Annotated in this window: 23 protein-coding genes and 1 pseudogene; 13 read left to right on the plus strand and 11 right to left on the minus strand. The window is 61.3% G+C overall.

All coding sequences use genetic code 11. The features are described 5' to 3' along the window. Window positions 1–6 precede the first annotated feature (6 nt). Both ACFZAI_RS26360 and ACFZAI_RS26365 read right to left on the minus strand, forming a co-directional pair. Entirely contained in the window at window positions 7–450 is a 444-nt protein-coding gene (locus ACFZAI_RS26360) for a DUF695 domain-containing protein (RefSeq protein WP_391569740.1), read from the minus strand. 64 nt (window positions 451–514) lie between these two features. Continuing rightward, window positions 515–897: pseudogene (locus tag ACFZAI_RS26365) on the minus strand (c-type cytochrome). Window positions 898–1081: 184 nt separating this feature from the next. Here ACFZAI_RS26365 and ACFZAI_RS26370 point away from each other — a divergent pair. Together ACFZAI_RS26370 and ACFZAI_RS26375 are read left to right on the plus strand one after the other, a co-directional pair. After that, window positions 1082–1942, plus strand: coding sequence for an NmrA family NAD(P)-binding protein (locus ACFZAI_RS26370; protein WP_391569741.1), 861 nt, complete (start codon window positions 1082–1084; stop codon window positions 1940–1942). Then, window positions 1939–2613 (plus strand): hypothetical protein, encoded by a 675-nt coding sequence (locus ACFZAI_RS26375; protein WP_391569743.1) that lies wholly within the window; start codon window positions 1939–1941, stop codon window positions 2611–2613. The genes ACFZAI_RS26370 and ACFZAI_RS26375 overlap by 4 nt, the downstream gene beginning before the upstream one ends. A gap of 19 nt (window positions 2614–2632) precedes the next feature. Here ACFZAI_RS26375 and ACFZAI_RS26380 read toward each other — a convergent pair whose 3' ends face one another. Continuing rightward, window positions 2633–3133, minus strand: coding sequence for a hypothetical protein (locus ACFZAI_RS26380; protein WP_391569744.1), 501 nt, complete (start codon window positions 3131–3133; stop codon window positions 2633–2635). 208 nt (window positions 3134–3341) lie between these two features. On the opposite strand from ACFZAI_RS26380, the gene ACFZAI_RS26385 reads away from it, so the two are divergent. The 7 genes from ACFZAI_RS26385 (at window position 3342) to ACFZAI_RS26415 (ending at window position 8186) form a co-directional block, all read left to right on the plus strand. Further along, window positions 3342–3953, plus strand: a complete 612-nt coding sequence (locus tag ACFZAI_RS26385) for a hypothetical protein (RefSeq protein WP_391569745.1) — start codon at window positions 3342–3344, stop codon at window positions 3951–3953. Between the two features lie 144 nt (window positions 3954–4097). After that, on the plus strand, window positions 4098–4349 hold the full coding sequence (locus ACFZAI_RS26390) for a hypothetical protein (RefSeq protein WP_391569746.1): 252 nt from the start codon (window positions 4098–4100) through the stop codon (window positions 4347–4349). 244 nt (window positions 4350–4593) lie between these two features. Next, complete coding sequence (locus tag ACFZAI_RS26395; RefSeq protein WP_391569747.1) at window positions 4594–5124, plus strand: hypothetical protein; 531 nt, start codon at window positions 4594–4596, stop codon at window positions 5122–5124. A gap of 45 nt (window positions 5125–5169) precedes the next feature. After that, entirely contained in the window at window positions 5170–5580 is a 411-nt protein-coding gene (locus tag ACFZAI_RS26400) for a VOC family protein (RefSeq protein WP_391569748.1), read from the plus strand. A gap of 45 nt (window positions 5581–5625) precedes the next feature. Next, the gene (locus ACFZAI_RS26405) at window positions 5626–6249 is read left to right on the plus strand and encodes a hypothetical protein (RefSeq protein WP_391569749.1); all 624 of its coding nucleotides are present in this window, start codon (window positions 5626–5628) and stop codon (window positions 6247–6249) included. A gap of 249 nt (window positions 6250–6498) precedes the next feature. Next, window positions 6499–7326 (plus strand): phosphatase PAP2 family protein, encoded by an 828-nt coding sequence (locus tag ACFZAI_RS26410; RefSeq protein ID WP_391569750.1) that lies wholly within the window; start codon window positions 6499–6501, stop codon window positions 7324–7326. Between the two features lie 68 nt (window positions 7327–7394). Continuing rightward, a complete protein-coding gene (locus tag ACFZAI_RS26415) occupies window positions 7395–8186 on the plus strand; it encodes a hypothetical protein (RefSeq protein WP_391569751.1) in 792 nt (263 codons plus the stop codon). A 101-nt stretch (window positions 8187–8287) separates the two neighbouring features. Here ACFZAI_RS26415 and ACFZAI_RS26420 read toward each other — a convergent pair whose 3' ends face one another. The 6 genes from ACFZAI_RS26420 to ACFZAI_RS26445 form a co-directional block, all read right to left on the minus strand. Then, window positions 8288–9316: a helix-turn-helix domain-containing protein gene (locus tag ACFZAI_RS26420; protein WP_391569752.1), complete on the minus strand. Its 1029-nt coding sequence runs from the start codon at window positions 9314–9316 to the stop codon at window positions 8288–8290. A 74-nt stretch (window positions 9317–9390) separates the two neighbouring features. Beyond that, window positions 9391–10428, minus strand: coding sequence for a DUF1254 domain-containing protein (locus ACFZAI_RS26425; protein ID WP_391569754.1), 1038 nt, complete (start codon window positions 10426–10428; stop codon window positions 9391–9393). Between the two features lie 238 nt (window positions 10429–10666). After that, a complete protein-coding gene (locus ACFZAI_RS26430; RefSeq protein ID WP_391569755.1) occupies window positions 10667–11650 on the minus strand; it encodes a helix-turn-helix domain-containing protein in 984 nt (327 codons plus the stop codon). Between the two features lie 256 nt (window positions 11651–11906). Beyond that, complete coding sequence (locus ACFZAI_RS26435; RefSeq protein WP_391569756.1) at window positions 11907–12578, minus strand: lysozyme inhibitor LprI family protein; 672 nt, start codon at window positions 12576–12578, stop codon at window positions 11907–11909. A 128-nt stretch (window positions 12579–12706) separates the two neighbouring features. Then, window positions 12707–13504 (minus strand): SDR family NAD(P)-dependent oxidoreductase, encoded by a 798-nt coding sequence (locus ACFZAI_RS26440; RefSeq protein ID WP_391569757.1) that lies wholly within the window; start codon window positions 13502–13504, stop codon window positions 12707–12709. A 35-nt stretch (window positions 13505–13539) separates the two neighbouring features. After that, complete coding sequence (locus ACFZAI_RS26445; RefSeq protein ID WP_391569758.1) at window positions 13540–14526, minus strand: Bug family tripartite tricarboxylate transporter substrate binding protein; 987 nt, start codon at window positions 14524–14526, stop codon at window positions 13540–13542. Window positions 14527–14883: 357 nt separating this feature from the next. Here ACFZAI_RS26445 and ACFZAI_RS26450 point away from each other — a divergent pair, with 357 nt between their 5' ends. Continuing rightward, window positions 14884–15795, plus strand: coding sequence for a tripartite tricarboxylate transporter substrate binding protein (locus ACFZAI_RS26450; protein ID WP_391569759.1), 912 nt, complete (start codon window positions 14884–14886; stop codon window positions 15793–15795). A 28-nt stretch (window positions 15796–15823) separates the two neighbouring features. On the opposite strand, the gene ACFZAI_RS26455 is transcribed toward ACFZAI_RS26450, so the two are convergent. Next, entirely contained in the window at window positions 15824–16750 is a 927-nt protein-coding gene (locus tag ACFZAI_RS26455; protein ID WP_391569760.1) for an alpha/beta hydrolase, read from the minus strand. 90 nt (window positions 16751–16840) lie between these two features. Beyond that, window positions 16841–18460: a methyl-accepting chemotaxis protein gene (locus ACFZAI_RS26460; protein WP_391569761.1), complete on the minus strand. Its 1620-nt coding sequence runs from the start codon at window positions 18458–18460 to the stop codon at window positions 16841–16843. Between the two features lie 255 nt (window positions 18461–18715). On the opposite strand from ACFZAI_RS26460, the gene ACFZAI_RS26465 reads away from it, so the two are divergent. The 3 genes from ACFZAI_RS26465 to ACFZAI_RS26475 all read left to right on the plus strand — a co-directional run bounded on the left by ACFZAI_RS26465 (window position 18716) and on the right by ACFZAI_RS26475 (window position 21181). Next, complete coding sequence (locus tag ACFZAI_RS26465; protein ID WP_391569762.1) at window positions 18716–19069, plus strand: hypothetical protein; 354 nt, start codon at window positions 18716–18718, stop codon at window positions 19067–19069. 106 nt (window positions 19070–19175) lie between these two features. Then, on the plus strand, window positions 19176–20129 hold the full coding sequence (locus ACFZAI_RS26470; RefSeq protein WP_391569763.1) for a LysR family transcriptional regulator: 954 nt from the start codon (window positions 19176–19178) through the stop codon (window positions 20127–20129). Window positions 20130–20308: 179 nt separating this feature from the next. Next, window positions 20309–21181 carry a tripartite tricarboxylate transporter substrate-binding protein gene (locus tag ACFZAI_RS26475; RefSeq protein ID WP_391570272.1) on the plus strand — a complete coding sequence of 291 codons (873 nt, stop codon included), beginning with the start codon at window positions 20309–20311 and terminating at the stop codon, window positions 21179–21181. Window positions 21182–21206: the final 25 nt, after the last annotated feature.

The raw sequence follows: 21206 nt of genomic DNA on the forward strand, positions 1-21206 counted from the left end.
CCGTCTTCAGTGAACCTGGTCTGAACCTTCAGGCTGCAATTCAGCCAGGGCATTCCAATCGGGGTCTTTGAACATGCGCAGCTGAAGCGGATACACCGGATGCCCCGCCAGGCATGCATTGAACGCGTCCAGGAAGGCTTCGACGTCACGGGTGTAGAAGCGCCATTCCTTCAGATGATTGCCCGTCATGCAAGCCACCATCACGCCAAGATCAGAGTGCTCGAAACCTTGCTCGATGGCCTCTTCAAAGCGGTTGGTAAGCGCCTTGTCTTCGTCGTTGGGCATGCCGGACTCGATGCCCGTATACGGCCAGGAGATGAAGACCAGGTTGTCATTGGCCTGACGATCAGGCGCCGGCGGCAGCCCGGTACGAAAACGAACGATGACCGACAAGCCGTCGGTGCGAGTTTCCCCGACCGCCCACAGATCCCCTGGAAAAATACTGCTCATTGAATCAATTCCTGTGTAGAAGCCGAACCCGCGGGTTCGGCGGCCGTTAAGTCTATCGCGAACTTCACCGGCTTTTTGCAATCACGCCGCTCATGTACTGGTTCAGATCCCGAAAATCCTGGACGGTCCAAGCATGCGGCGCGATCTTGACACCGTTCTCTCGCAACGTTCTTGGGATCAGGTCCCCGTTGGGGCGCAGGATCACCGACGACACAATCACGCCCGGATAATCATTAAGCCGCTTTTTGAACGCGGCGGTAGTCAGGTCAGGAGTGGGAGGGTTGCTCTTGTTGGCCAGAGGCCCCGTTCCTTTGATGTCTGCGCCGTGGCACATGGCGCAACGCTGCGTAAAAAGTTTTTTCCATTGACATTTTGGGCGACGGACAGCGGTGCTTGAGTCAGCAGCACAACGCCCAGCATCGCCACACATAACGCGCTTACGTTCATTTGATGTTGTTGTATAAATCAAAGAATTATCGGGAACAGAACTGGGAACAGAACTGGGACCACCCGGGGGAAAAATCCCGGGAAGCCTACACAGGAAGGCGCGTTTCGCGATGGCGCACAAGGCCGGCCACGGCGCCGGCGCATTGTCGCAGAAGGCGCGGCCTTGGTTTGCAGGAGATTACGCATGTACATCGTCATGGGTGGAACGGGCCATGTAGGCGCCGCCACGGCGGCAACGCTGCTTGGCCGGGGCGAACGGGTCGTGATCGTCACGCGCGATGCCCGTCGCGCTAGCGCTTGGCGCGACAAAGGGGCCGTGCTTGCAGAAGCCGATGTTGACGACGTGGACTCGTTGCGCGCCGCGTTTCGCCTTGGGAAACGCGCCTTCTTGCTGAATCCGCCGGCCGATACCGCGACGGATACCGACGTTGTCGAGCGGCGTACGGCGGCCAATATTTTGGCGGCGCTTGAAGACTCGGGACTGGAGAAGGTCGTGGCTGAATCGACCAGCGGTGCGCAGCCCGGCGAGCGTATCGGCGACCTGAGCGTGCTGTGGGAATTCGAGCAGGGGCTGCGTCGTCAATCGATCCCGGCCGCCATCAACCGCGCCGCTTACTACATGAGCAATTGGGACGCCCAACTAGAGGCGGCCAAAGCAGGCAGGCTGTCTACGCCGTTCGCGGCCGACCTCGACATCCCGATGGTCGCGCCGCAGGACTTGGGTCAGGTGGCGGCGAACAGGTTGATGTCGTCTCTGGACGACGTCGGCGTGAAGTATGTGGAAGGCCCGAAACGCTATTCATCCGACGATGTCGCAAGCGCATTTGCGGCCGCGCTTGGCCGGCCCGTCGAACTGGCCGTCACGCCTCGCGACGACTGGAAAGCGGCTTTTCGCAAGTTGGGCTTTTCCGAGGCGGCAGCCGATTCCTACGCACGCATGACGGCAGTCAGCGTTGACGGCGGCTTTGATATGCCGGATGACGCCTTGCGGGGCGCCATCACGCTCGACGCCTACATTCGCGATCTTTTGACAATCTCCCGATGACTGTGCGACGGTTTCTCCTTGCGGTTGCCACGGTCGCCACGCTGGCCGCATCGTCCGCATCGCCCGCATTTGGCGGGCAGGCCACGTCCAACGTTGCCGTCTGGACGCCGTCGGGCCCCACGGCGTGCAGCGTCTCGGGCTGGACGACCAACGTAAAGCCTGCGATTGCCGTGCGCGCGGCGCCGTCTGCCAACGCCCAGGTACTGGGCCGCCTGCCGACCACGCGCGGCGACGACCCCGATCCTGATATCGATTACTACAGCGTCACCTTCGACGTGACCGAAGCACGCGACGGTTGGCTCAAGATCAAGAACGCCAGCGACGACATGACCGGCAACGACACGCCCCGGCCACGCCCCGTTTACCGGGGCGTGGGCTGGATTGAAGCGGAAGATGCGCAGGTTGGCATTCAGTCAGCGCGGGGCTACGCGCGCCCGGACGCGGGCAGCGAGCGGCTGCTGGATTTGAAAAGCGACTGGCTGACGGAAAGAGCCGCCTTGCGCGGCATCGTCGCGTGCGATGGCGAATGGCTGCTGCTGGATTACGAGATGCGCCAAAGCGAAAATTGGGAGCCGCTGGCTCCCAAGGACCGCACGCGGGGGCGTGCGTGGTTTCGTGGCGTTTGCGCTTCTGCCGAGACAACTTGCGATATGCGCTCCGTCGACAAATAGCCCCCGCTACGCTTGGCGCTTAGCCGTGCTTGCTGAAGCCGCCGCTGGCCCACTCAGATGCGCGCTGCACGGTCAGTTTGTACGTCGGTGCAACCTGGGTTTGGGCCAGCTGTTCACCCAATTCATCGTAGGCGCTTAGCACCGCATAAGGCTCGTCTTCATCGGGAACGATATCCAGCTTGATGGTCAGGCGGCCCGCCGCAGCGTCAATCTTCACGCTCTTGTGCAGCGTCGCGTGCAGCTGCTGTTCGTGGCGGCGCAAGACTTCATTGGCGGTTTTGACCAAGGTGGAGAAGGCCGAAGAGTCGAGCGGCTTGGGGTTCTTTTTGTCACGCCCCATGGTCCAGGGGCCGACCAGCGCCGGTTCGGCTTGGCCGTCCAGCGTCATTTCCACGGCCCAGCCGTCGTCGTCTTCGTTCTTGATGACGCGAGCGGTCCAGCCGTCGTCGCGCCACAGCCGGGGCTCTTGTTCCTTTCTGTCTTCGGCGATGTCGGTGTCCGGGGTGTGGGTGTCATTCACTGCTGTACTACTCCTGAATTCATTTGCTCGCAGCCTTGCCGCTGCGGCGCCAACAGCACTGTAGCCGAAGGGCTGCGGGCCGCGCTTGCTGGCGCCCCTGGGCGGCCGGCGAACAGATGGATGAATACATCAATCGATAAATATTGTTGCATTTTATTGGGGACGGTATAAAGCGGCCTGCGGATAATCCCGGCACCATTTGCAGAGGATGTTTATTTTGAAGTTGAAAGCCGCAGTCCTGATTTCCGCGCTCAATGCCTTGGCGTTTGTTCCCGCGCACGCAGCAGCCCCACGGTCGGTCGACGCCCGGACCTTTGATATCGCCGGGGTCAAGACCGGTATGGACTATGACGAGGCCGCCGCGGCCGCCGCCAAGAATTTCAACGTCAGCAAGAGCGAAATCAAAGCGGGATACGCAGAGGTTAACCCTGTAACGAACACGAAGACGCCCAAAAATTTCAGCTACAAGAAGGACGGCGTCGAGCTGGTCGTTCACTTCGAACCGCGCGTGCCCGTCGATAAGCAGCGGCCGTTGGTGGTCTCGCAGATCAACTACGAAATGCCGTGGACGCCCGCCAACAAAGAGGCGATGGCCCAGGCGGTGGTGCAGAAGTACGGACGGCAGTCGAATTATCCGAACGACCTGAGTTTGGAATGGTGCACCAAGCCGAGTACGAATCCGGGCATGGGCTGCTCGACCGATATGACCCAAGCCGTTTTGAAATACTCCGGCGTGACCGTCCAACTCTATGATCCCGCGTGGACCAACGCGCGGATGGAATTCATGAATCAATCCAACGCCCGCAAGCCCAGCTTTTAAATCCGCCAGCTTTTAATTCCGCCTGCTTTTAATTCCGATGGCGGCGCAAACCGCTGACGCCGGCCCCTACTGCGAGTAAGGTACGCGGTAGAGGCCTTGATTGCCTGGCACGTCGGCCTGTGCCGCCAGCGGGAAGCAGAACTCATGAGAACCTTTCGTTTAGCACTGCGGTCAGTCCTGGCCGCGTTGGCGTGCGCGTCAATTGCCGCCTGCGCGGACAATCCGCCCCGGCAAACCGATATGGAATATCGGACCCGGTCGTCCGAAAAAGCAAAGGCGGCGACCAGCGCGCCGGGTTCGTCCGGCCAACGCTTGACCATACAGTCCGGCGAGGGCGAAAGGCTGAATCTTCCTTGGTTTATCCAGGACACTCAAGACTGGATCAACACGAACTGATCGCAGGCTGCCCCGCGATTGACTATCCATTCGCCGTGCTGCGCCGAGCCTTTACGCCCATCAGAAAAAAAATGTCACGCGATCCATTTTTGTTTACGGGATTGCTGCGAATCACAACATGTTTGCGCAAGGCTGGGTGCTATAAAACCGAGCCATCATGCTGACCTGACCTTGCCTGCGCTTGGCGTGGCTGGGGCTTGCAGGGTGCGGTGATTCAATCAGACCAACCTCGGGAGTTTCGAACGTGCCATTGAACAAACAGAACGCGCGCCGGATGTCGTTGGGCGCTGGCTTGGGGCTGGTCTGCGCGATGCTGTCGGCCACGGCTGGCGCGGTCGAACCGGGCACCGCGCTCAAGTGGTCCACGGACCCGTCCACACAGTGCAAGTTCGTTGCGCCTGAATCGTTGGGGGAGGGTGCGAAGTACTGGACAGGTCCGTGCTCCACCGTCACCCGTGTCGCAACGGGCGTGGGGATGATCGCGGCGCGTAACGGCAGCAAAGCGGGTCCCGCTTTTTTTGGCGAAGTCCGCGCGGGCGTTCCGATTATCGGTGTCGTCGATGACGGCAATGGGTATCGCGCCGGCCTGTTCGACGGCCGCGAGATCGGCGCCGCCAAAGAGGCCGAACGCGTCGACGTCGATGACAGCTTCGAGGTTGCGGCGCGCGCGGCGAAAATGGTCAGCGCGCAATACGCCAAGGAAAAGAACGCCGCGTCGGCAAAGCACTATCAGGCGGTCGCCAAGCAGCTTGATAGCCAGTTGAACCGGGACTGAAGCGATCTGAACCCCTCCCAATCTTTCTCACCCCAGAGGATCATCATGCCGGTATTTCAGATCAAGCATTTGGATCATGTCGTCCTCAGGGTTCGGGACCTGGAGCGCAGCGTGGATTTTTATACGAAAGTCCTGGGCTGCTCCATTAGAAAGAAGAACGAGAAATTAGCGATGATCCACCTGGGCGCGGGCGGGTCTTTGATTGATCTGGTGGATGTGCAAGGCCCCTTGGGCGCGGCGGGCGGCCAGGCTCCTGGCAAAGCGGGGCACAATGTCGACCACTTCTGTTTGCGCGTCGATCCGTTCGATGAAGCGGCCATTCTCAAGCATCTCAAGGCGTTCGGCGTTGAGGCGGACAAGGCGGTGATGCGATACGGTGCGGAGGGCGAAGGGCTGTCGATCTATTGCTTGGACCCTGACGGAAACCAAATCGAACTGAAAGGGCCGGCGATCTAGCGCGCATCCTTTCTTCCATGACGTCTGTTTTTGCCCGGCCGGACCATGACTCTTTTGAACGAATTTCCCTCGCCCGATGCGCTGCTCATCAAGTCAAAAGCGCTGGCCATACTGGACGCCATCTATTGCCAAGATTGGAGCATGCGTTATTTCAGTCATAACGCCGGATGGGCCGACGATCAGCATATGAGCTCGATGCGCAACGGTGAGGGCGACGATTACTTCGTCATTCACGCGCCTTATGGTTGCGCCGTCAAAGGCTGTTTTTCGGATAGCAGGGCAGAGGCAGGCGGCGCGTTTCTTGACCGCGTGGCGCAGCAAATTCCCGCACGCTTTGCGGAATTCATGGCCGAACCCGCGTTCTCGATGGAGCAAGCGACCTTCGTGATGTGGTTCGAAAATGACGCGGGCGCTTGGCGTGCCGTGTCATCGCGCGATGCCGACGAAGGCGGCCAAGCGGCGCTGCTCAAGTGGCTTTGCAATGGGCCGGCGTTCTACCGGTCTTGGGCGCAGGAGTACTACGAGGTGGACGTCGACCCGGCATTGGTGGCCCGCGCGTTCAACCACCAAGCGCTGTCAATCGCCGCCATCGAATCGCTAGGCATACCGATTGACCGTGACGTCCTTGTCGCTGACTTCGAAGAGATCGGCTATCCCTGGGTTGCGTAGGCCGGGGATAGATCCGGGCCGATGTGGAAGAGGGGCAGTCTGACTGCAATTTCTCAGTCTGGCAGTCTGACTGCCTTCCAGCCGCAGCGTCTCATTATTCACATCGATCTGTCTCATCTATATCGCGATCACGACTTGCTTTAAAAGCATCGGTGTAAATTCGCCAACGGTTTCACACCGCAGGCGGCTTGCCACGTTCAAGTGTCGGCGCGTGAAGCGTTCAGACATTAGACGGACAGTGAAGATCGTATGCTTTCAAAGACTCGCAGCAAGGCCGCCAGCATTTCTCTGGTTGTGATGGGTATGACCCATGCGATGTCGTACGCGGCGGGCAATGCCGATGGCCCGGCGGTTACCGATCCGCACTTTGAACTGGCGCCCGGCTATATCCCTAAAGACCGCTTGCCCAACAGCCTTGAGCTGCTCGGGCCGCCGCCTGCCGCCACCAGCGCTGCATACGCACGCGATGAGGAGGCTAGGGCTGCAACGATTCCCTTGCGGGGTTCCGCGCGCGCCACGCAGGCGCGTTTGGACGCTGATTTGCAGTTTCCGCAACCGGCCAAGAATTTCTCGTGCGCGATGGGTGTTGATATCACCGAGGCGCAAACGCCGCACCTGTATCGCTTGATGCAGAAGGTGCTGACCGATGCCGGCCTGTCTACCTACGGCGTCAAAAATACCTATAACCGCGTTCGCCCGTTCGTCGTGCACAACGAAGGGACGTGTTTTCCCGAGCAAGAGTCTTTGCTGCGCACGGATGGGTCATATCCGTCGGGCCACACGGCGGCAGGGTGGGCGTGGGCGCTGGTGCTGGCGGAAATCAATCCGGATCGGGCCAACGCATTGTTCAGGCGCGGCCTGGAGTTCGGGCAAAGCCGAGTCGTCTGCAACGCGCATTGGCAAAGCGATGTGGATGCCGGCCGCACGATGGGCGCGGCCACCGTGGCGCTATTGCAAAACTACGCCGAGTTTCGTGCGGATGTGGCCGCGGCGCGCGAAGAAGTGCAGGCAGCTAAGGCAAAGCCGCAGGCGGCGAGGCTGGACTGCGGGGCAGAAGCCGCGGCGCTTAAGCCATAACGGCGCGCCATAAAAGCGCGCCGCTTGTTCTCTTGCCTGTGCCTCCGACGCCGCATCATCGAGTATTCATGACACGCATTTCTACCCCGCTGTTTTTTTCGTGCCTGCTGTTAGGGGCAAACCACGCGGCCTGGGCCGAAAACATGCTGCCCGTCAGTCCGCTGCTGAAAAGCGAATCTGGCGATGGCGACGCATGGCGTGTCAGCGTCAGCCCCTATATTTGGGCGTCTGGCATCAGCGGCAAGGTGGGGCAGTTCGGGCAGCCGCCGGCCAGGCTCAATTCCAGTTTCAGCGACATCATGAGCGAGCTTGACCTGGCCTTCATGGGCGCGGTCGACGCGCGCCACGGGCGCTTCAGCCTGCTGGGCGACGTCATGTACTCGCAACTGTCGGGAAGCGGCAATACGGATTTCGGCATTCTCAGCCGAAGCGTCAAGATCAAGTCCAAGTCATTCTCCGGCTTTGTTGGCGCAGGCTATACCGTGCTGGAAAGCGATCGCGGGCATCTTGACGTCATCGGTGGAGCACGGCTCTGGTCCGCCAGCACGAAAATCGCCTTGAACGGCGGGGCGCTAGGCGGAAGAAGCCGAACCGACAGCGCAACCTGGGTGGATGCGGTGGCCGGCTTGCGCGGGCAATACGCCTTGAACGAGCGCTGGTATCTGACAGGCTGGGGCGTTATCGGCGCAGGGCAAGCCAAGCTTGATTGGGACGTGACGGCAGCGCTGGGCTATCAGTTCGAATCCAATCTTTCGGCGATGCTTGGTTACCGCGCGCTTGGCGTCAATTACGATCGAAACGGCTTTGTGTACAACGTCATCCAGCAGGGGCCGATTCTAGGATTCGCCTACCGGTTCTGAGCCGCCTGGGCGCTTAAGCGCGCTGACGGCGTTCAAGCTAGAGACACCGCCCACGCCGCTGAAGCCCTAACGCCTCTGAAGCCCTCACGCCGCTGAACCCCTCACGCCGCCCGCAGCGTTGGGCTGTGCGCGGCAAAATGTCTGGACAGAACATTGTTGCCGCCAACCGGTGGCAAGACCGCGCTGCCCCATTCACGGGCGTCTTCGGGCGTTACGCCAAACCGCAGCAGGAACGCCTTGCGAAATCGGCGCATGTCGCGAAAGCCGGCATCCGCGGCGGCCTGGTTGACCGGGCGCGTTGAATTCCGGGCATCGACGAGTCGGGCGTAAGCCGCGTCCAGGCGACGTGTCTTGATCGTATGAGTGACGCCGCCAAGGTCGGAAAAGATGCGGTAAAGATGCGCGCGCGACACGCGGAAACGTTGCGTGAGCAGGTCCGGACCCAGCGCCGGATCAGACAGGTGGTTATCAATATAAGCCAGCACCCGCGCCCGCAACGCCTGACCCAGCAGGGATTTTGGCTCGTCCTGGATAGGCGCCGCGTTCGACAGGCCCGCTGACAACAGCGTGACAAGCGCGTCTTGCGCCGCGATGTCTTCGCTTGCCGACAGTTGCCCGGCCACCGCGTGAAAGCCGCACAGGTAGTCGACCAGCATACGCGTCATCGGTTGGCCGGCCGGCAGCACGAAGCCATGCACATCGCGTTGACCCAGCAGCTTGTCGATGCCGGCGCGGGGTATGGTCATAGCCAATCGTTCGCCGGCATCCACCTTGCATTCGTAAGGCCGGGCCAGGTCGATGATGCATATGCCGCCAGGGGCGGCCACGAGGTTACGCCCGTCAAAGTCCCCGTGTATGGAACCAGCGGTCAAGACATGAACCAGGTAATGGTCCAGTCCGCTGCGCGCAATGGTGGGCTTGTCCCGCTTGTAGCGCTGCGCGTTGAAGGTGGTGGAACCCAGCGTCAATCCGCCAAGGTGGCGCAGCCGCATGCTGCCTTCCAGCGTGGCCGTGTCGGCCGCCGAAATCCGCGAGGTCTCGCAGAACGGCCGCGTGACCTCGCGCCAGTATTCGTCACGCAATGCAGGCTCGATTGCGTCGGTGGAAATGAACGTTTCGGGGCAGTTCATGATGACGTATTACCTTGCTTCGCGTGGGGCGCAACGATAACCGGCGGCGGCTGCGGCTACGGCTACGGCCGCGGTTACGGCTGCGCCTGCGCCTGCGGCTGCGGAAAGCGCCATTGACCCTTCAGGATGCTGGCGTCCGGCTGATACAGCCTGACGGTGTAGTTCCAACCCGGCGTAATGGGCAGGCAATTGGCGATTTTGCCATCGCAGCCGCCGAACTGAATGGTAATGGAACCGTCCTGGCTCTTCTTGGCTGTCAGGTTATTGATCGAATAGGCGTCGTACGGGTTCTTTTGGAAGTAGCCGTCGGCGTTGTAGACGCTGACCGACCAGAAACTCTTGACCGGCACCTTGCCCACGTGCAGCCGGTACTGGGTCTTGCCATCATTCTGGGGAATCGCGCCGCTCAGGTAGATGGCGTCCTTGCTGGGGTTGCCGCCCCAGCCTGTTGCGGTGCCGAGCAAATGCTGAATGGGGTCCACGGCGTCTTTCGTGCCGAACGCCTGGTTGTAGTCGGGAACGGTCGAACCCAGCACGAGCAGGGCGTCACGCATTTGTTTCTGGCTTGCCTGATCCCATTTCGGCACCACGAATTCCCCGGTCTTGGCCTGGGTGACCTTGATGGCGTCCTGTAGCTGATGCACCTGCTTCAGGTCTTTGGCGTCGGTGGGATCGACCAGCGTGCGGACCGCCACAAACACATAGCGCGTGCCGATATCCTTTTTGGTCAGCGTATGGCTGCCCGCGCCGTAATACACGGCGGGCACATAGTGGTTCTCGTCAACGATCTGCATCGACATGAATCGCTCGCCGGCCGGCGGCAGCTCAATGGTGACCGGCCCGGCATCCAGATCAAACACGGCCGACGAATACAGGGTGTCGCGGTTCATGCGGATAACGTTCTGGGCGTCGATGGCCACCGGTTCGCGGCTATGGACAAACTTGCCCAGCCCGCCGTCGGCCACCATCTTGCCCATGTAAAGATCGGATTCCGCTCGGACGAAATTGTTGACGCCTACCGGGATGGCCGCGTCGGCGGCGGGCTGGGCGTGTGCGCTGCCAAGGGCGGCCAACGTCAGGGTGACGAGGCAGGACGCGGATAAATAACGCATGGGAATCCTTGTTGATGTGGGTGGGTTGCCGAGTCCCGCGGCGCGCCTGTTGTGCGCGTATTGCGCATCGCAGGGCGTGTGGCCGGGGCGGCACGGCGTGGGATGCGCCGGACTCTACTAGACCGCTGCGATGCGGGCTTGCCTTTCGACGCCAACATCGCGGTAATTCAAGATGGCGAACACGGATGGCGAACACAGATGACGAATACGGATGGCGAACACGGATGGCGGCGCTGGTTCAGGCCGCGCTGCGCGACAGGATGCGAAAGTGGGACGGGGCATTCCCCGTCCATCGCTTGAACGCGCGCGTGAAGTGGGCGGGGTCGCTGTAGCCGATCATGTAGGCGATTTCGGTGGCCGAATGTTTGCCCAGCGCAATCAATCGCAGCGCTTCGGTGCGACGCGTCTCATCGCGCAAGGCCTCGAAGTCGACGCCACTGCGTTTCAGGCGCCGCTGTAAGGTCCGGGCCGACATGCCAATCGTCTTTGCCACCGCCCCGAGCTTGACGTCAATCTGATCCGACATGCCGTTCCTGAGCAGGGTGGCGGTGGCGATCGTCGATTGCAGCGCCTGCGTGATGGCTGAGGCGTCGTCCGCGAGATGCTTCAAAGGGAGTTCCAGCAAATCGCGGTCGAACTCGATCATGTCGTAATCCGCGCCCGTCTCGATGTTCGGACCCAGGCACGCCAGAAGCGCGTCGTCGCCCCTTGTGCGCGCCGTCTTCAAATGCACGCGTATCGCGGACGGATCACCCGCCATGAGCGGCACTTTGCGCAGCACCGCCAGGCTTCCATAAATGAATTGCCGGGGATCGGCTTCAAGCGGTCCGGCAAAGCGATGTATCAGCCGGGTCTTACGGCCTTCAGTGACGATATGGACTTGTCCGCCTTGATGCAGCATTTCCGCATTGGCGGCAGCTCTGGCGCAGGCCTGCGCCACATTTTCCGAGCGCAGCACCAGATGACCCCAGGCGCCCAATGACGACAACGCCATCAAGCGGCCCACATGCGCACCGGCGAACGGGTCCTGCGCAATAGCGGCCATCTCGTTCGCAATGCGAAAGCACATGGCGCGCGGCAGCCACATATCGGGCGTCTGGAAAATGTTCGGCGACATGCCCACGCGCTGGAAGAACTCAAGCGGGGAAACGCCCTGGCTCGCCAGGTAGGGCGACATGTGCAAAAAACTGCGCAGCTTGATCAGGGGGGCGGGATTCTGCATGGCATTCAGCGATACCGGCAGTCAACTCGCGGGCCTAATCACCCCCAATAACCTGCGCTGCCGGATGTCGTTAGTATTTGAAATCGTTGCCGAATTTACACCCCGTCCCCCGAAGGGCCGCGTAAGAATCGGCCGGCTGAGACAGATTGGCCTGAGTAATGAGACATTTCGCGCGCGAGCCTGCTCGCTTGCGCCTGAAACGAACGCGCGGCGCATCGCGAACATCGATGCCCCCATCAAGCATTCCTGCTGGCCCTTAGCGCACCGCGAACCAGGTGCCCGCCAGGCCGCCGTTCATGCCGCAGAAGGGCGGGCCGAAGCCGTCGTCTTTGGCACCGGGGAGCGGCGCTTCGCTGGTCACCAGCACGGCGCCGCGACGCTTGAGCGACAGGACCCAGGGCGGGCCGTCTTGATAGGTGACTTTCAAGGTGTCGCCGGAAACCACCGCGTTGCCGCTTAAATCGCAAACCCAGCGGCCGTTGTAGGGCTGCGATGAGTTGGCCTCCACGAACAGCTTGCCATCGGCGGCTTGCGTGATCTCGATCTCGCCTTCGATGTTTTTCCACTTGCCGACAAAACCGGCAGGCGGCTGCGGGTTGATGGCCTTCAGAAAGTCCAGCCGGTAACGCATGCTGGTGCTGATTTCTTTGAACGGCGTGCTTCCGGCGTAGGGCTCGGCGTAGATCTTGTCGCGCACGGCCAGGTAACGACGCTGGTCGGCCGTTAGCGACTTGGCGGCTTCGGGGTCAAGCTTGTCCCGTACCGCTTTGTATTGCTGCGCGATGGCCGCGTCCTGGTCGCCCAGAACCAAATTGCCGCATAGGGATTTTTCGACCGGGGTTGTGGCTTTGGCGCAATTGAACGAAGGGGCAGCCGCAGCGCTGCCGGCCATGGCCAGCGATGCTGCAAAGACCAGACGACGAATCATGGTGTCTCGCTCTTAAGATGATGTGCGCGTTCGGCCAACCGGTACGCGCCGAGATAATGGCGCAGTTTACCGGCCTGGCTGGCATTCATCCAGAGCAGGTTTTGGATTGGAATTGGCCCTTACCTGTTTTACGCATCGTATAGATTGCTGAGCGACGCTTTAAGAAAGCCGCCGTCCACCACGATGTCTTGCCCGTTGACGTACACCGAGGCGTCGCTGGCAAGAAAGGCGATTGCTTGCGCGATGTCTGAGGGCAGGCCGATACGCCGCGCCGGGATGCGGGCAATGCGCTTTTGCAGCACCGATTCATCGCGGTAGTGCCGTTCGGACAGCGGCGTGCGGATCATGCCAGGGCTGATGGCGTTGGCGCGGATGCCGCATGGCCCCCATTCAACGGCCATCTGCCGAGTCAGCGCTTGCAGCGCGGCTTTGGTCGTGCCGTAGGCGCCGAGCCGGGTGGGCGACCGCGCCGAGATCGACGCCACGTTGATGATGCTGCCCGCCTGTTGGCCGCGCATCAAGGGAAATAGCGCTTGCGCGCACAACAGGGCGCCGCGCAGATTGACGCGGAAGATGCGGTCCCACAGGTCGATTGGAAAATCCTCCAGGCCGACCGGCGCCGCGCTGATGGCCGCATTATTGACAAGAATGTCGCAACGGCCAAAGTGCGCGCGCACCTGCCCGGCCATGTCGGCTACCGAGTCGGGATCGGAGATATCGCAACGCAGGTTCAGGAGCGGCGCGCCGTCCGTGCCGGTGTGGGGTGCTTCCGATACATTGATATCGGCCTGCACCACGGCCGCGCCCATGGATTGCAGCTGCTGGCAAATCGCCAGGCCGATGCCGCCGGTGGCGCCTGTGACCACGGCCACACGGCCTTGCAAGGCGTTGGAAGAAAACGGGAGGTTGGAGTAGGGCGTGTCCATACGTCTGCCTGAGGGATAGCGGGCGCGGCCCGGGTCTACTTGTTTTTCAGATCAGCCACGTTGGCCAAGCCTTGCCAGATGACCGCGTCGCGCTTGATCGACGACGCGAACTGCTGCGCCGAAGCCTCCGTGGGGACGATCATGTTCTGGCCTTCGATTTTTTCCCGGACGTCGGCGCTATGCTGCGCGCGGTAGATCTCGGCGTTAAGGCGGTCGATGATCTCGGGCGGCGTTCCCGCTGGCGCAAACACGCCATACCAGCCGTCGGCTTCGAATTTGTAGCCTTGCTCGGCCAGCGTGGGAACGTCCATCGTGGCAGGCCAACGGCGTGAACCCGTCTGCCCCAGGGCGACCAGCTTGCCGCTGCGCATGAACGGAATCGGCGAAGCAATATCCATAAAGCCAACGCTGATGGTGTTGGCGATCAGGTCGGTGCTTTCAGTGACCAATTGCTTGTAGGGAACATGGGGCATGTCCAGGCCGTAATGGGCTTTGATGCCTTCCATGGCCAGGTTGCCAGACGAGCCGGTGCCCCAAGAACCGTAGGCCAGCTTGCCAGGATTGGCCTTGGCATAGGCGACCATGTCCGCCAGGTTCTTGAAGCCCGTGCTGGGGTTGGCGACCAGCAAAATCCCCGCTGCGCCGACTTGCGCGATGGGAAGCAAATCCTTTTCCGTGTCGTAGGGTATCGAAGGCAACACAACCGGGTTCAGCAGGATGGCGGACGAGGGCGCAAACAGCAGCGTGTAGCCGTCAGCTGCGGCCTTGGCCACCGTGTCGCAGGCGATCATGCCGTTGGCGCCCGGCTTCGATTCCACCACCACTGGCTGCTTCAGGGCTTTGGACAGGGGGGCAGCGATCAGGCGGGCAAAAATATCGCCACCCGCGCCGGGCGATCCGGCTACGACCAGCCGGATAGGGCGCTCGGGCCAATTGCTCGGCGCGGCAAAGGCGTTGACACCCAGGCCCATCAACATGCCGCCCAGCAGCACGGCGCGCCGCGTGAGAAATGAGGGGTTCATGGTTAGCGTCTCCAGAATTTTTGAATTATTAGGAAGCTCTAAATTCTAGGTAGCAAGATTGAATTGCCTATAGCTGAAACCGCAGATCAGAACTGCGTGAATCGACGGAGTGAGGGATACGGCCGTGGGCGATGCCGCTTGCCGTGTGCTGCATTTTTTGCAGGAGAGATCTTCAAAATGTGAGGGGAATGGACAGCTGCGCCGTCGATACACTTTTGGCGAGACAACTGAAAAAGAGCAAACATGCCATTCGCCAAGAGCCGCTGCGCGCTGTCTGGCCGCGCAGGATTCGGTGTTGCAGCATTCGGTGTTGCAGCAGTCAGTAGTGCCGTATTCGCTAGCGCAGCATTGTGCGCAGTGTTCCCGGTTGCCGCTGCCGCCGAAACCCCCTATCCGTCCAAGCCCGTGCGGCTTGTCGTTCCGTATCCGCCAGGCGCCGCTACCGACGCGATCTCGCGCGCGTTCGCCCAACAGTTGGGAACGATCATGGGGCAAACCGTGGTGGTCGAGAACCGGCCGGGCGCCGGTTCGGCCATCGGCATACAGGCTGTCAAAAGCCGGCCCGCAGATGGCTACACCTTGCTGGTTCATGCCGAAGGGTTCTACAGCGCCAAGTTCACCACGCCCAGCGCCGGCTACGAGTTCTCGGACTTTGAAATTCTTGCTCCGCTAGCGCAGAGCAGCTACGCCTTCATCGTGCCGGCCGACCGGGGCTGGAACCGCCTTGACGACCTGAAGGGCGTGAAGCGGGAATTGGATATCGGCACCGCCGATCTCGGCGTGGGCACTTATTCCACGCTGGCGGCAAGGTTGGCGTCGGGGCTGGGCGCAACCTACCGCGCCATTCCCTTCAAGGGCGGCGCGGAAGGGCTCACGGCAATTCTTGGCGGCCAGATCGATGGCTACTTCACCACGATTGGAACCACGCAAAGCGTCAAGGACAATCCGCACGTCAAGGTGCTGGCCTACACGGGCCGGCCGGGAAGCACCAGCCATCTGCCCGGCGTAAAAACGTTCGCCGACCTTGGCGTGCCTGACATGGTGTTTCACAGCAGCTACAGCGTGGCCGTGCGTACGGGTACTCCCGAGCCGATCAGGCAGAAGCTTGCGGAGTTCGTCCGCCAGGCCGCAACGTCCGAGGCGATGAACAAGGCGCGGCGCGATCTTTATCTGGATGACTACACCGGCAGCCTGGACGACTACAAGCAAGAGCTGATGCGCCTGGCCCATGAGTTTGAAGCCAGCGCCAAAGCGCGGAAAAGCGAATGACGGGTTAGGGCGGGGGGGGGCGCAGGGCTTATTGCACCCGCAGCAGATACGTCAGGCCTTGCATGAAGCCACGCGGTGCGACCGTGAGATGGTCCTCGTCGTTCAGGACCTCTGACTTCAGCTTCAAGCTGGGATACCGCCGGCTCTGCAACGCTTTTTCAAACGCACGGTTGTCGGCGACCATGTCCACGGTCTGGTTGTAGCGCTTGTCCCCCTTGCGCAGCGCCTCATACTCGCCGACATAAAGATAGATATTCGCCGTCAGGTCCTGATGCTGTTTGGCATAGCCCGCCTCGATTTTCAGGGCGTGCCGCTTGTCATACCAAAGCGACGGGCTGCCAAGGATATAGCTGTTGAACAGGCGGGGCTCGGTGAAAAGGATCTGCGTCCCAAGCAGGGCGCCGTAGGAATGGCCGTAGAAAATGGCGTTAGCCGGATCGGTCCGGTATCGACCAGTGATGAAAGGCTTTACCTGATCGCGCAGATAATCTTGATAGGCGCGCGATTGGCCATGGACGGCATTGGCGGGCGCGGTGCTTGGGCCGTTCGGTGTCGGGGTGTAGTCACGTTGCCGGCTGACACCGCCGTCCTCACCCTTCGCATAAGACAGGCCGACAAGAATGAACTCCTGAATTCGCGGCCCTTCAACGTTCAGGCGGCGCGCCAACTGCCGGATGATCGGGAACGCGTAGTCGGCATCGGTCACATACAGCACCGGGTAGCGCCGCTGCGGCTGCTGTGCATAGGACGGCGGCAACGCCACAAACACCTGGTAGCCGCGCCCCGACACCGGGTCGGGCACGTCCCATACTTCGCTGCCGGCGATCTCATAGGGCCGGCCTTCGCCCGGCTGCACCTTGGGGGGCGGCGGGGTTTGGGCTTGTGCGGGAGCGATAGGGAGACTGACGTTTGCGATGACAGCAAGCAGTAACGCGTTCAGAAAACGTGGTCGCATGTGAAGGGGAAGGCGTTATTGGCGTGGGGGACTGCGGATTATGGCATTCAGACTGCAATAACACCGCCACAGCCCCCGTGAGCGGGAGGATCAAGTCAACATCAGCGCGCCGCGCTCGCGCGGCATGATCGCTTCATCGCGCCGTGCCGCGTCATCGCCCAAGCGGAAAACCCCCACCGCTTTCACCAATGCATGGGCTTGATCCTGCATGGAACCCGCCGCCGCGGCGGCCTCTTCAACCAGCGCGGCGTTTTGCTGGGTTACCTCGTCCATCTGCGAGACGGCGCGGTTCACTTGCTCGATACCGCTTGCCTGTTCTTGCGATGCCGCAGCGATCTCGCCCATGATGTCCGTCACACGCTGCACTGAAGCGACCACTTCCTGCATCGTGGCGCCTGCGTTTTCCGCGTGTTCAGCACCCTCGGCCACTTTGCCCACGGACGCATCGATCAACGCCTTGACCTCGCGAGCGGCCTGCGCGCTGCGTTGCGCCAACGACCGCACTTCGCCCGCGACCACCGCAAAGCCCTTGCCTTGCTCGCCCGCCCTGGCCGCTTCAACGGCGGCGTTCAGCGCCAGGATGTTGGTTTGGAATGCAATGCCATCAATGACCGAAACAATCTCGGAAATCTTGCGCGAACTGGCAGAGATATCCCCCATCGTGCTCACCACTGCCGACACGACGGAGCCGCCCCGCTGGGCGATTTCGGAAGCGCTTGCCGCCAATTGATTGGCCTGACGCGCGTTGTCCGCATTTTGTTTGACCGTCGACGCCAGTTCTTCCATCGATGCCGCGGTTTCTTCCAGCGAAGCGGCCTGTTCTTCGGTGCGGCTGGACAAGTCTGTGTTGCCGGCGGCGATTTGCCCCGAAGCGCTGGAAATGGTTTCGGACCCCGCGCGAATAATCCGAACCGCGCCGGCCAGCTTCTCCTGCATATCATGCAGCGCGCGCATCAGCCGGCCGGTTTCATCCAGGGTGTTGGCGTGGATGGGCCGGCCCAGGTCGCCACCCGCCACGGTTTCCGCCACGGTCACGGCTTGCGCCAGCGGCACGGTAATCGACTGCGTGACCTTCCACGCAAAAAATCCGCCCAGCACGACGGCCAGGCCCGACAGCATCAGATTCATGCGGCCCGCGTTGTCGATGACCTGCTGGCTGGCGGCGCCAGCGTCCGCCATTTCGACAGATTGAATCCGGGAAATCTCGATAATCCGGTCTTGCAGGCTGTCCAGAAGCGGCAGGGTTTCGTCCAGCAAGCGCTGGCGCGCGGCATCGCGCTCGCCACTTTTGAGCAGTGCGCCCACTCCCTGGAATGACTTCACGTAGCGGCCGCGCACCTCTTCCAACTGCCGCAACTTCTGGCGCTCATCATCGGTATCGAACAACGGCCGCATCGTGGCAAGCGCCTGATCAATGACTTTCCGATTTGTGTCGATGCGGGCCAGCAACGTTTCGGCGGCGCGGGGGTCCGTGTTGACGATAAGCTCAAGGTTCGCGCGCGCATTGGCGCGCGTCGTCACATCAATGGTGTTGATGGCGTTCGCTTTGGCCCACGTCTCTTGCGTGATCGCCCGGTTGATGCCGCCAATGTGGGTCAGCTCGTACTGAGACAGCCCGGTCAACGCCAGTAATAGCGCGAGTACAACGCCGAATCCCAGCGTCAGCCGGGTGCCAATGGATAGGTTGCCAATCGAGTAGCGCGAGAGCATGAATTTGTATTACGTATAAGGGAAAACCCGAGTGTAAAATTCATGACACATTAAGCAACGATTTTGTAATGAAAGTTTGCGATTGAGCAATCGCGCGGAATATAGTCTGGCTGTTTATCAACCGCCCCGGTGCGCTGTGAAATCAGCAATAATCCATTCACCCTGGCGCCGAGTGACGGCAGGCGTTCAGTTTTCGCTCCCACATAAACCGCTAGCGGGTGGGACGTAGCTTACTCAGTGCGGAGTGTCTCAACGATGACACCGGAAACGCCAGACGACGATTTGGGTCGGACCCGCAGCCCCAGGCCACGCGAATTGCCCCAGGGATTTCGGGCTGGGTTGATTACGGCCATCACGGTATTGCTGGGTTTTTCGCTGGGCTTCGTGCGCTACTGGGGCTTCGACGCGCCGGGCAATTGGAGCGTGCTGTCCGTGCTGCCGGGCGTGTTCTTGTTGCTCGCCATCCTGTTGCAGATAATCGCTCTTTACCGCGCCTTGCGTGTGGAGGATGACGCCGAAGACGAATACCGGAAAACCGTGCGATGGTTCATCGCATCGGCGATGCTGCTGTTCCTGGGACTAACGGCAGCGTTGTGGGAAGTGGCGTGATAAGTCCATGCTGGCGCAGGCGGCCGTCTTTGTAGAAATCCTGCGCGCCGACGCCGGCAGCGCTTGCGGTTGGGCGCCGCATGCTTGACTCCCGTATCCTTGAACCATGACGCCACGCCAGCTTCGTTATTTTCTTGAAATCGCCCGCAGCGGCAGTCTGTCTCTGGCCTCCGGCGCGCTGCGTATCGCGCAGCCCGCGCTCAGCCAGCACGTGGCGGTGCTGGAAAGCGAGTTGGGCGTGGCCCTGTTCGCAAGGCATGCCAAGGGCGTCACGCTGACGGCCGAAGGCAAGCGCTTGCAGCAGCGTGCTGCGTCCATCCTGGACCAGCTGGAATCGCTGAAAACCGATGTGCTGGGTTCAACGGGGAAACCGCGGGGACCGGTCCGGGTATGCCTGGCGCGGTCGTTGGCGCAGGTGGTGGCCGCGCCCTTGATACGGTACGTGGAACAGGAATATCCCGACATACGTCTATTGTTGTCGTCGGCGCTGTCCAGTCAGGTTCGCGCGGCGCTTGAGACGCGGCAGCTGGATGTGGCGCTGATGCCCAACGCGTTCGAATTGCCGGGCTTGTATTGCAAGCCGGTCTACGAAGAAGGATTTTCGCTGTTCGGCCTGGAATCCATGTTCGGCCGGCCGGGAAAGACAATCGCGTTCTCGGAGATCGCGTCGCGGCCGCTGGTGGCGCCCGACCGCGATCACGATTTGCGCCGGCTGATCGAGCGCACGGCGGTGGACCAAGACTGCCCGTTGAACGTGAAATACGAGATCAACGATCCCGAATTGAATTTTGCCCTGGTGCGCGATGGCGTGGCGTTTGCGATCCTGCCCGACAGCGCAGGCCTGGAACTGGGACTGGGCAAAAACATCGTGGGCGCGCGGCGGCTGCTGCGGCCGTCTATCAAGCGGATGCAGTCCATCGTGCGCGTCGCGGAAAACGCACCCGGCAACGCGGTGCTGGCCGTGGAACTGGCGTTGCAGACCGTGTTGCGATCCTTGGTGGAAAGCAAGGTGCTGCGCGGCACGCTGGTATATGAAAAAACTTATAGAAAACGCAGATAAATAATATTTGTCTTCATGGCCGGCGCGACCGTACGCTACCTCCAAAATGGCGCACAGAAAACGCCGATACGGAGACAAGCATGCAAGTCCGACGCAGACAATTCCTGGGCGCTCTAGGCGCCGCCGTGTGCTGTAGCGCGGCGCCGTTCAGGCAAGCACGAGCCAATCCCCCCTTGCGCATGTTGGTCGGTTTCGCGCCGGGCGGTGCGGCCGACCTGGTGGCGCGTGCGCTGGCCGAAGGCATGCGTGCATCGGGCTACACCACCATCGTCGAAAACAAGGCGGGAGCGGGTGGGCGCATTGCAGTCGATTCGCTGTTGACCGCAGGTGCCGACGGCAATTCCGTGCTGTTCACGCCCTCTACGAACCTGACGCTGTACCCCCATTTGTACAAAGACCTGCGCTACACCACGGCGGATTTCACTCCGCTAGGCACGGCCAGTGAATTCGATTTCGCATTCGCGGTGGGCGCGAACAGTCCTGCCAGGACACTGCAGGAATTCCTGCAACTGGCGCAAAAGGACATGCGCATGGCGGTCTACGGCACGCCCGGCGCCGGGACCGTCATGAATTTCCTGGGCATCATGCTGGCGAGCGCCAGCAAAGTCCCCCTGACGCCCATCCCTTACAAGGGCGGATCGCCGGCGCTGGCCGACACCGTGGGCGGGACCTTGCCCGCGCTGATCACCACGCTGCCCAACCTGATTCCCATGCACAAGTCCGGCAAGATCCGAATCCTGGCCACGACGGGGTCGACGCCCTCGCTCGCGCTGCCAGACGTGCCTACGTTCGCCGCCGCCGGATATCCATCGCTGACGGTGGCCGAATATTTCACCTTGCTGGGCCACAAGGGTTTGCCCGACAGCCAGGCTCAGGCATTGACGGGCGCCGTGGCCAACGCCGTCCGTTCGCCGGCCTTTGAAAAGGTCATGCAGCAGCAGTTCTTTGAAACCAAAATCACCGCGCCCGCCGCTTTGAAGCAGCAACTGGAACGTGAATACGCATTCTGGGATCGGGTCGTCAAAGACAGCGGCTATCGCCCCGAGGCCTGACGCCGCGCGCGTGGCCGGCCTATTT

This window comes from Achromobacter sp. NPDC008082, from assembly GCF_042957345.1.
GTDB lineage: Bacteria > Pseudomonadota > Gammaproteobacteria > Burkholderiales > Burkholderiaceae_B > Achromobacter > Achromobacter kerstersii_A.

Excerpts from the sequence above, each read along its gene's own strand:
- ACFZAI_RS26360 (WP_391569740.1), bottom strand. The coding sequence starts at position 450 with ATGAGCAGTATTTTTCCAGGGGATCTGTGGGCGGTCGGGGAAACTCGC.
- ACFZAI_RS26370 (WP_391569741.1), top strand. The coding sequence starts at position 1,082 with ATGTACATCGTCATGGGTGGAACGGGCCATGTAGGCGCCGCCACGGCG.
- ACFZAI_RS26375 (WP_391569743.1), top strand. The coding sequence starts at position 1,939 with ATGACTGTGCGACGGTTTCTCCTTGCGGTTGCCACGGTCGCCACGCTG.
- ACFZAI_RS26385 (WP_391569745.1), top strand. The coding sequence starts at position 3,342 with ATGTTTATTTTGAAGTTGAAAGCCGCAGTCCTGATTTCCGCGCTCAAT.
- ACFZAI_RS26390 (WP_391569746.1), top strand. The coding sequence starts at position 4,098 with ATGAGAACCTTTCGTTTAGCACTGCGGTCAGTCCTGGCCGCGTTGGCG.
- ACFZAI_RS26400 (WP_391569748.1), top strand. The coding sequence starts at position 5,170 with ATGCCGGTATTTCAGATCAAGCATTTGGATCATGTCGTCCTCAGGGTT.
- ACFZAI_RS26405 (WP_391569749.1), top strand. The coding sequence starts at position 5,626 with ATGACTCTTTTGAACGAATTTCCCTCGCCCGATGCGCTGCTCATCAAG.
- ACFZAI_RS26410 (WP_391569750.1), top strand. The coding sequence starts at position 6,499 with ATGCTTTCAAAGACTCGCAGCAAGGCCGCCAGCATTTCTCTGGTTGTG.
- ACFZAI_RS26415 (WP_391569751.1), top strand. The coding sequence starts at position 7,395 with ATGACACGCATTTCTACCCCGCTGTTTTTTTCGTGCCTGCTGTTAGGG.
- ACFZAI_RS26420 (WP_391569752.1), bottom strand. The coding sequence starts at position 9,316 with ATGAACTGCCCCGAAACGTTCATTTCCACCGACGCAATCGAGCCTGCA.
- ACFZAI_RS26425 (WP_391569754.1), bottom strand. The coding sequence starts at position 10,428 with ATGCGTTATTTATCCGCGTCCTGCCTCGTCACCCTGACGTTGGCCGCC.
- ACFZAI_RS26430 (WP_391569755.1), bottom strand. The coding sequence starts at position 11,650 with ATGCAGAATCCCGCCCCCCTGATCAAGCTGCGCAGTTTTTTGCACATG.
- ACFZAI_RS26435 (WP_391569756.1), bottom strand. The coding sequence starts at position 12,578 with ATGATTCGTCGTCTGGTCTTTGCAGCATCGCTGGCCATGGCCGGCAGC.
- ACFZAI_RS26440 (WP_391569757.1), bottom strand. The coding sequence starts at position 13,504 with ATGGACACGCCCTACTCCAACCTCCCGTTTTCTTCCAACGCCTTGCAA.
- ACFZAI_RS26445 (WP_391569758.1), bottom strand. The coding sequence starts at position 14,526 with ATGAACCCCTCATTTCTCACGCGGCGCGCCGTGCTGCTGGGCGGCATG.
- ACFZAI_RS26455 (WP_391569760.1), bottom strand. The coding sequence starts at position 16,750 with ATGCGACCACGTTTTCTGAACGCGTTACTGCTTGCTGTCATCGCAAAC.
- ACFZAI_RS26460 (WP_391569761.1), bottom strand. The coding sequence starts at position 18,460 with ATGCTCTCGCGCTACTCGATTGGCAACCTATCCATTGGCACCCGGCTG.
- ACFZAI_RS26465 (WP_391569762.1), top strand. The coding sequence starts at position 18,716 with ATGACACCGGAAACGCCAGACGACGATTTGGGTCGGACCCGCAGCCCC.
- ACFZAI_RS26470 (WP_391569763.1), top strand. The coding sequence starts at position 19,176 with ATGACGCCACGCCAGCTTCGTTATTTTCTTGAAATCGCCCGCAGCGGC.
- ACFZAI_RS26475 (WP_391570272.1), top strand. The coding sequence starts at position 20,309 with ATGTTGGTCGGTTTCGCGCCGGGCGGTGCGGCCGACCTGGTGGCGCGT.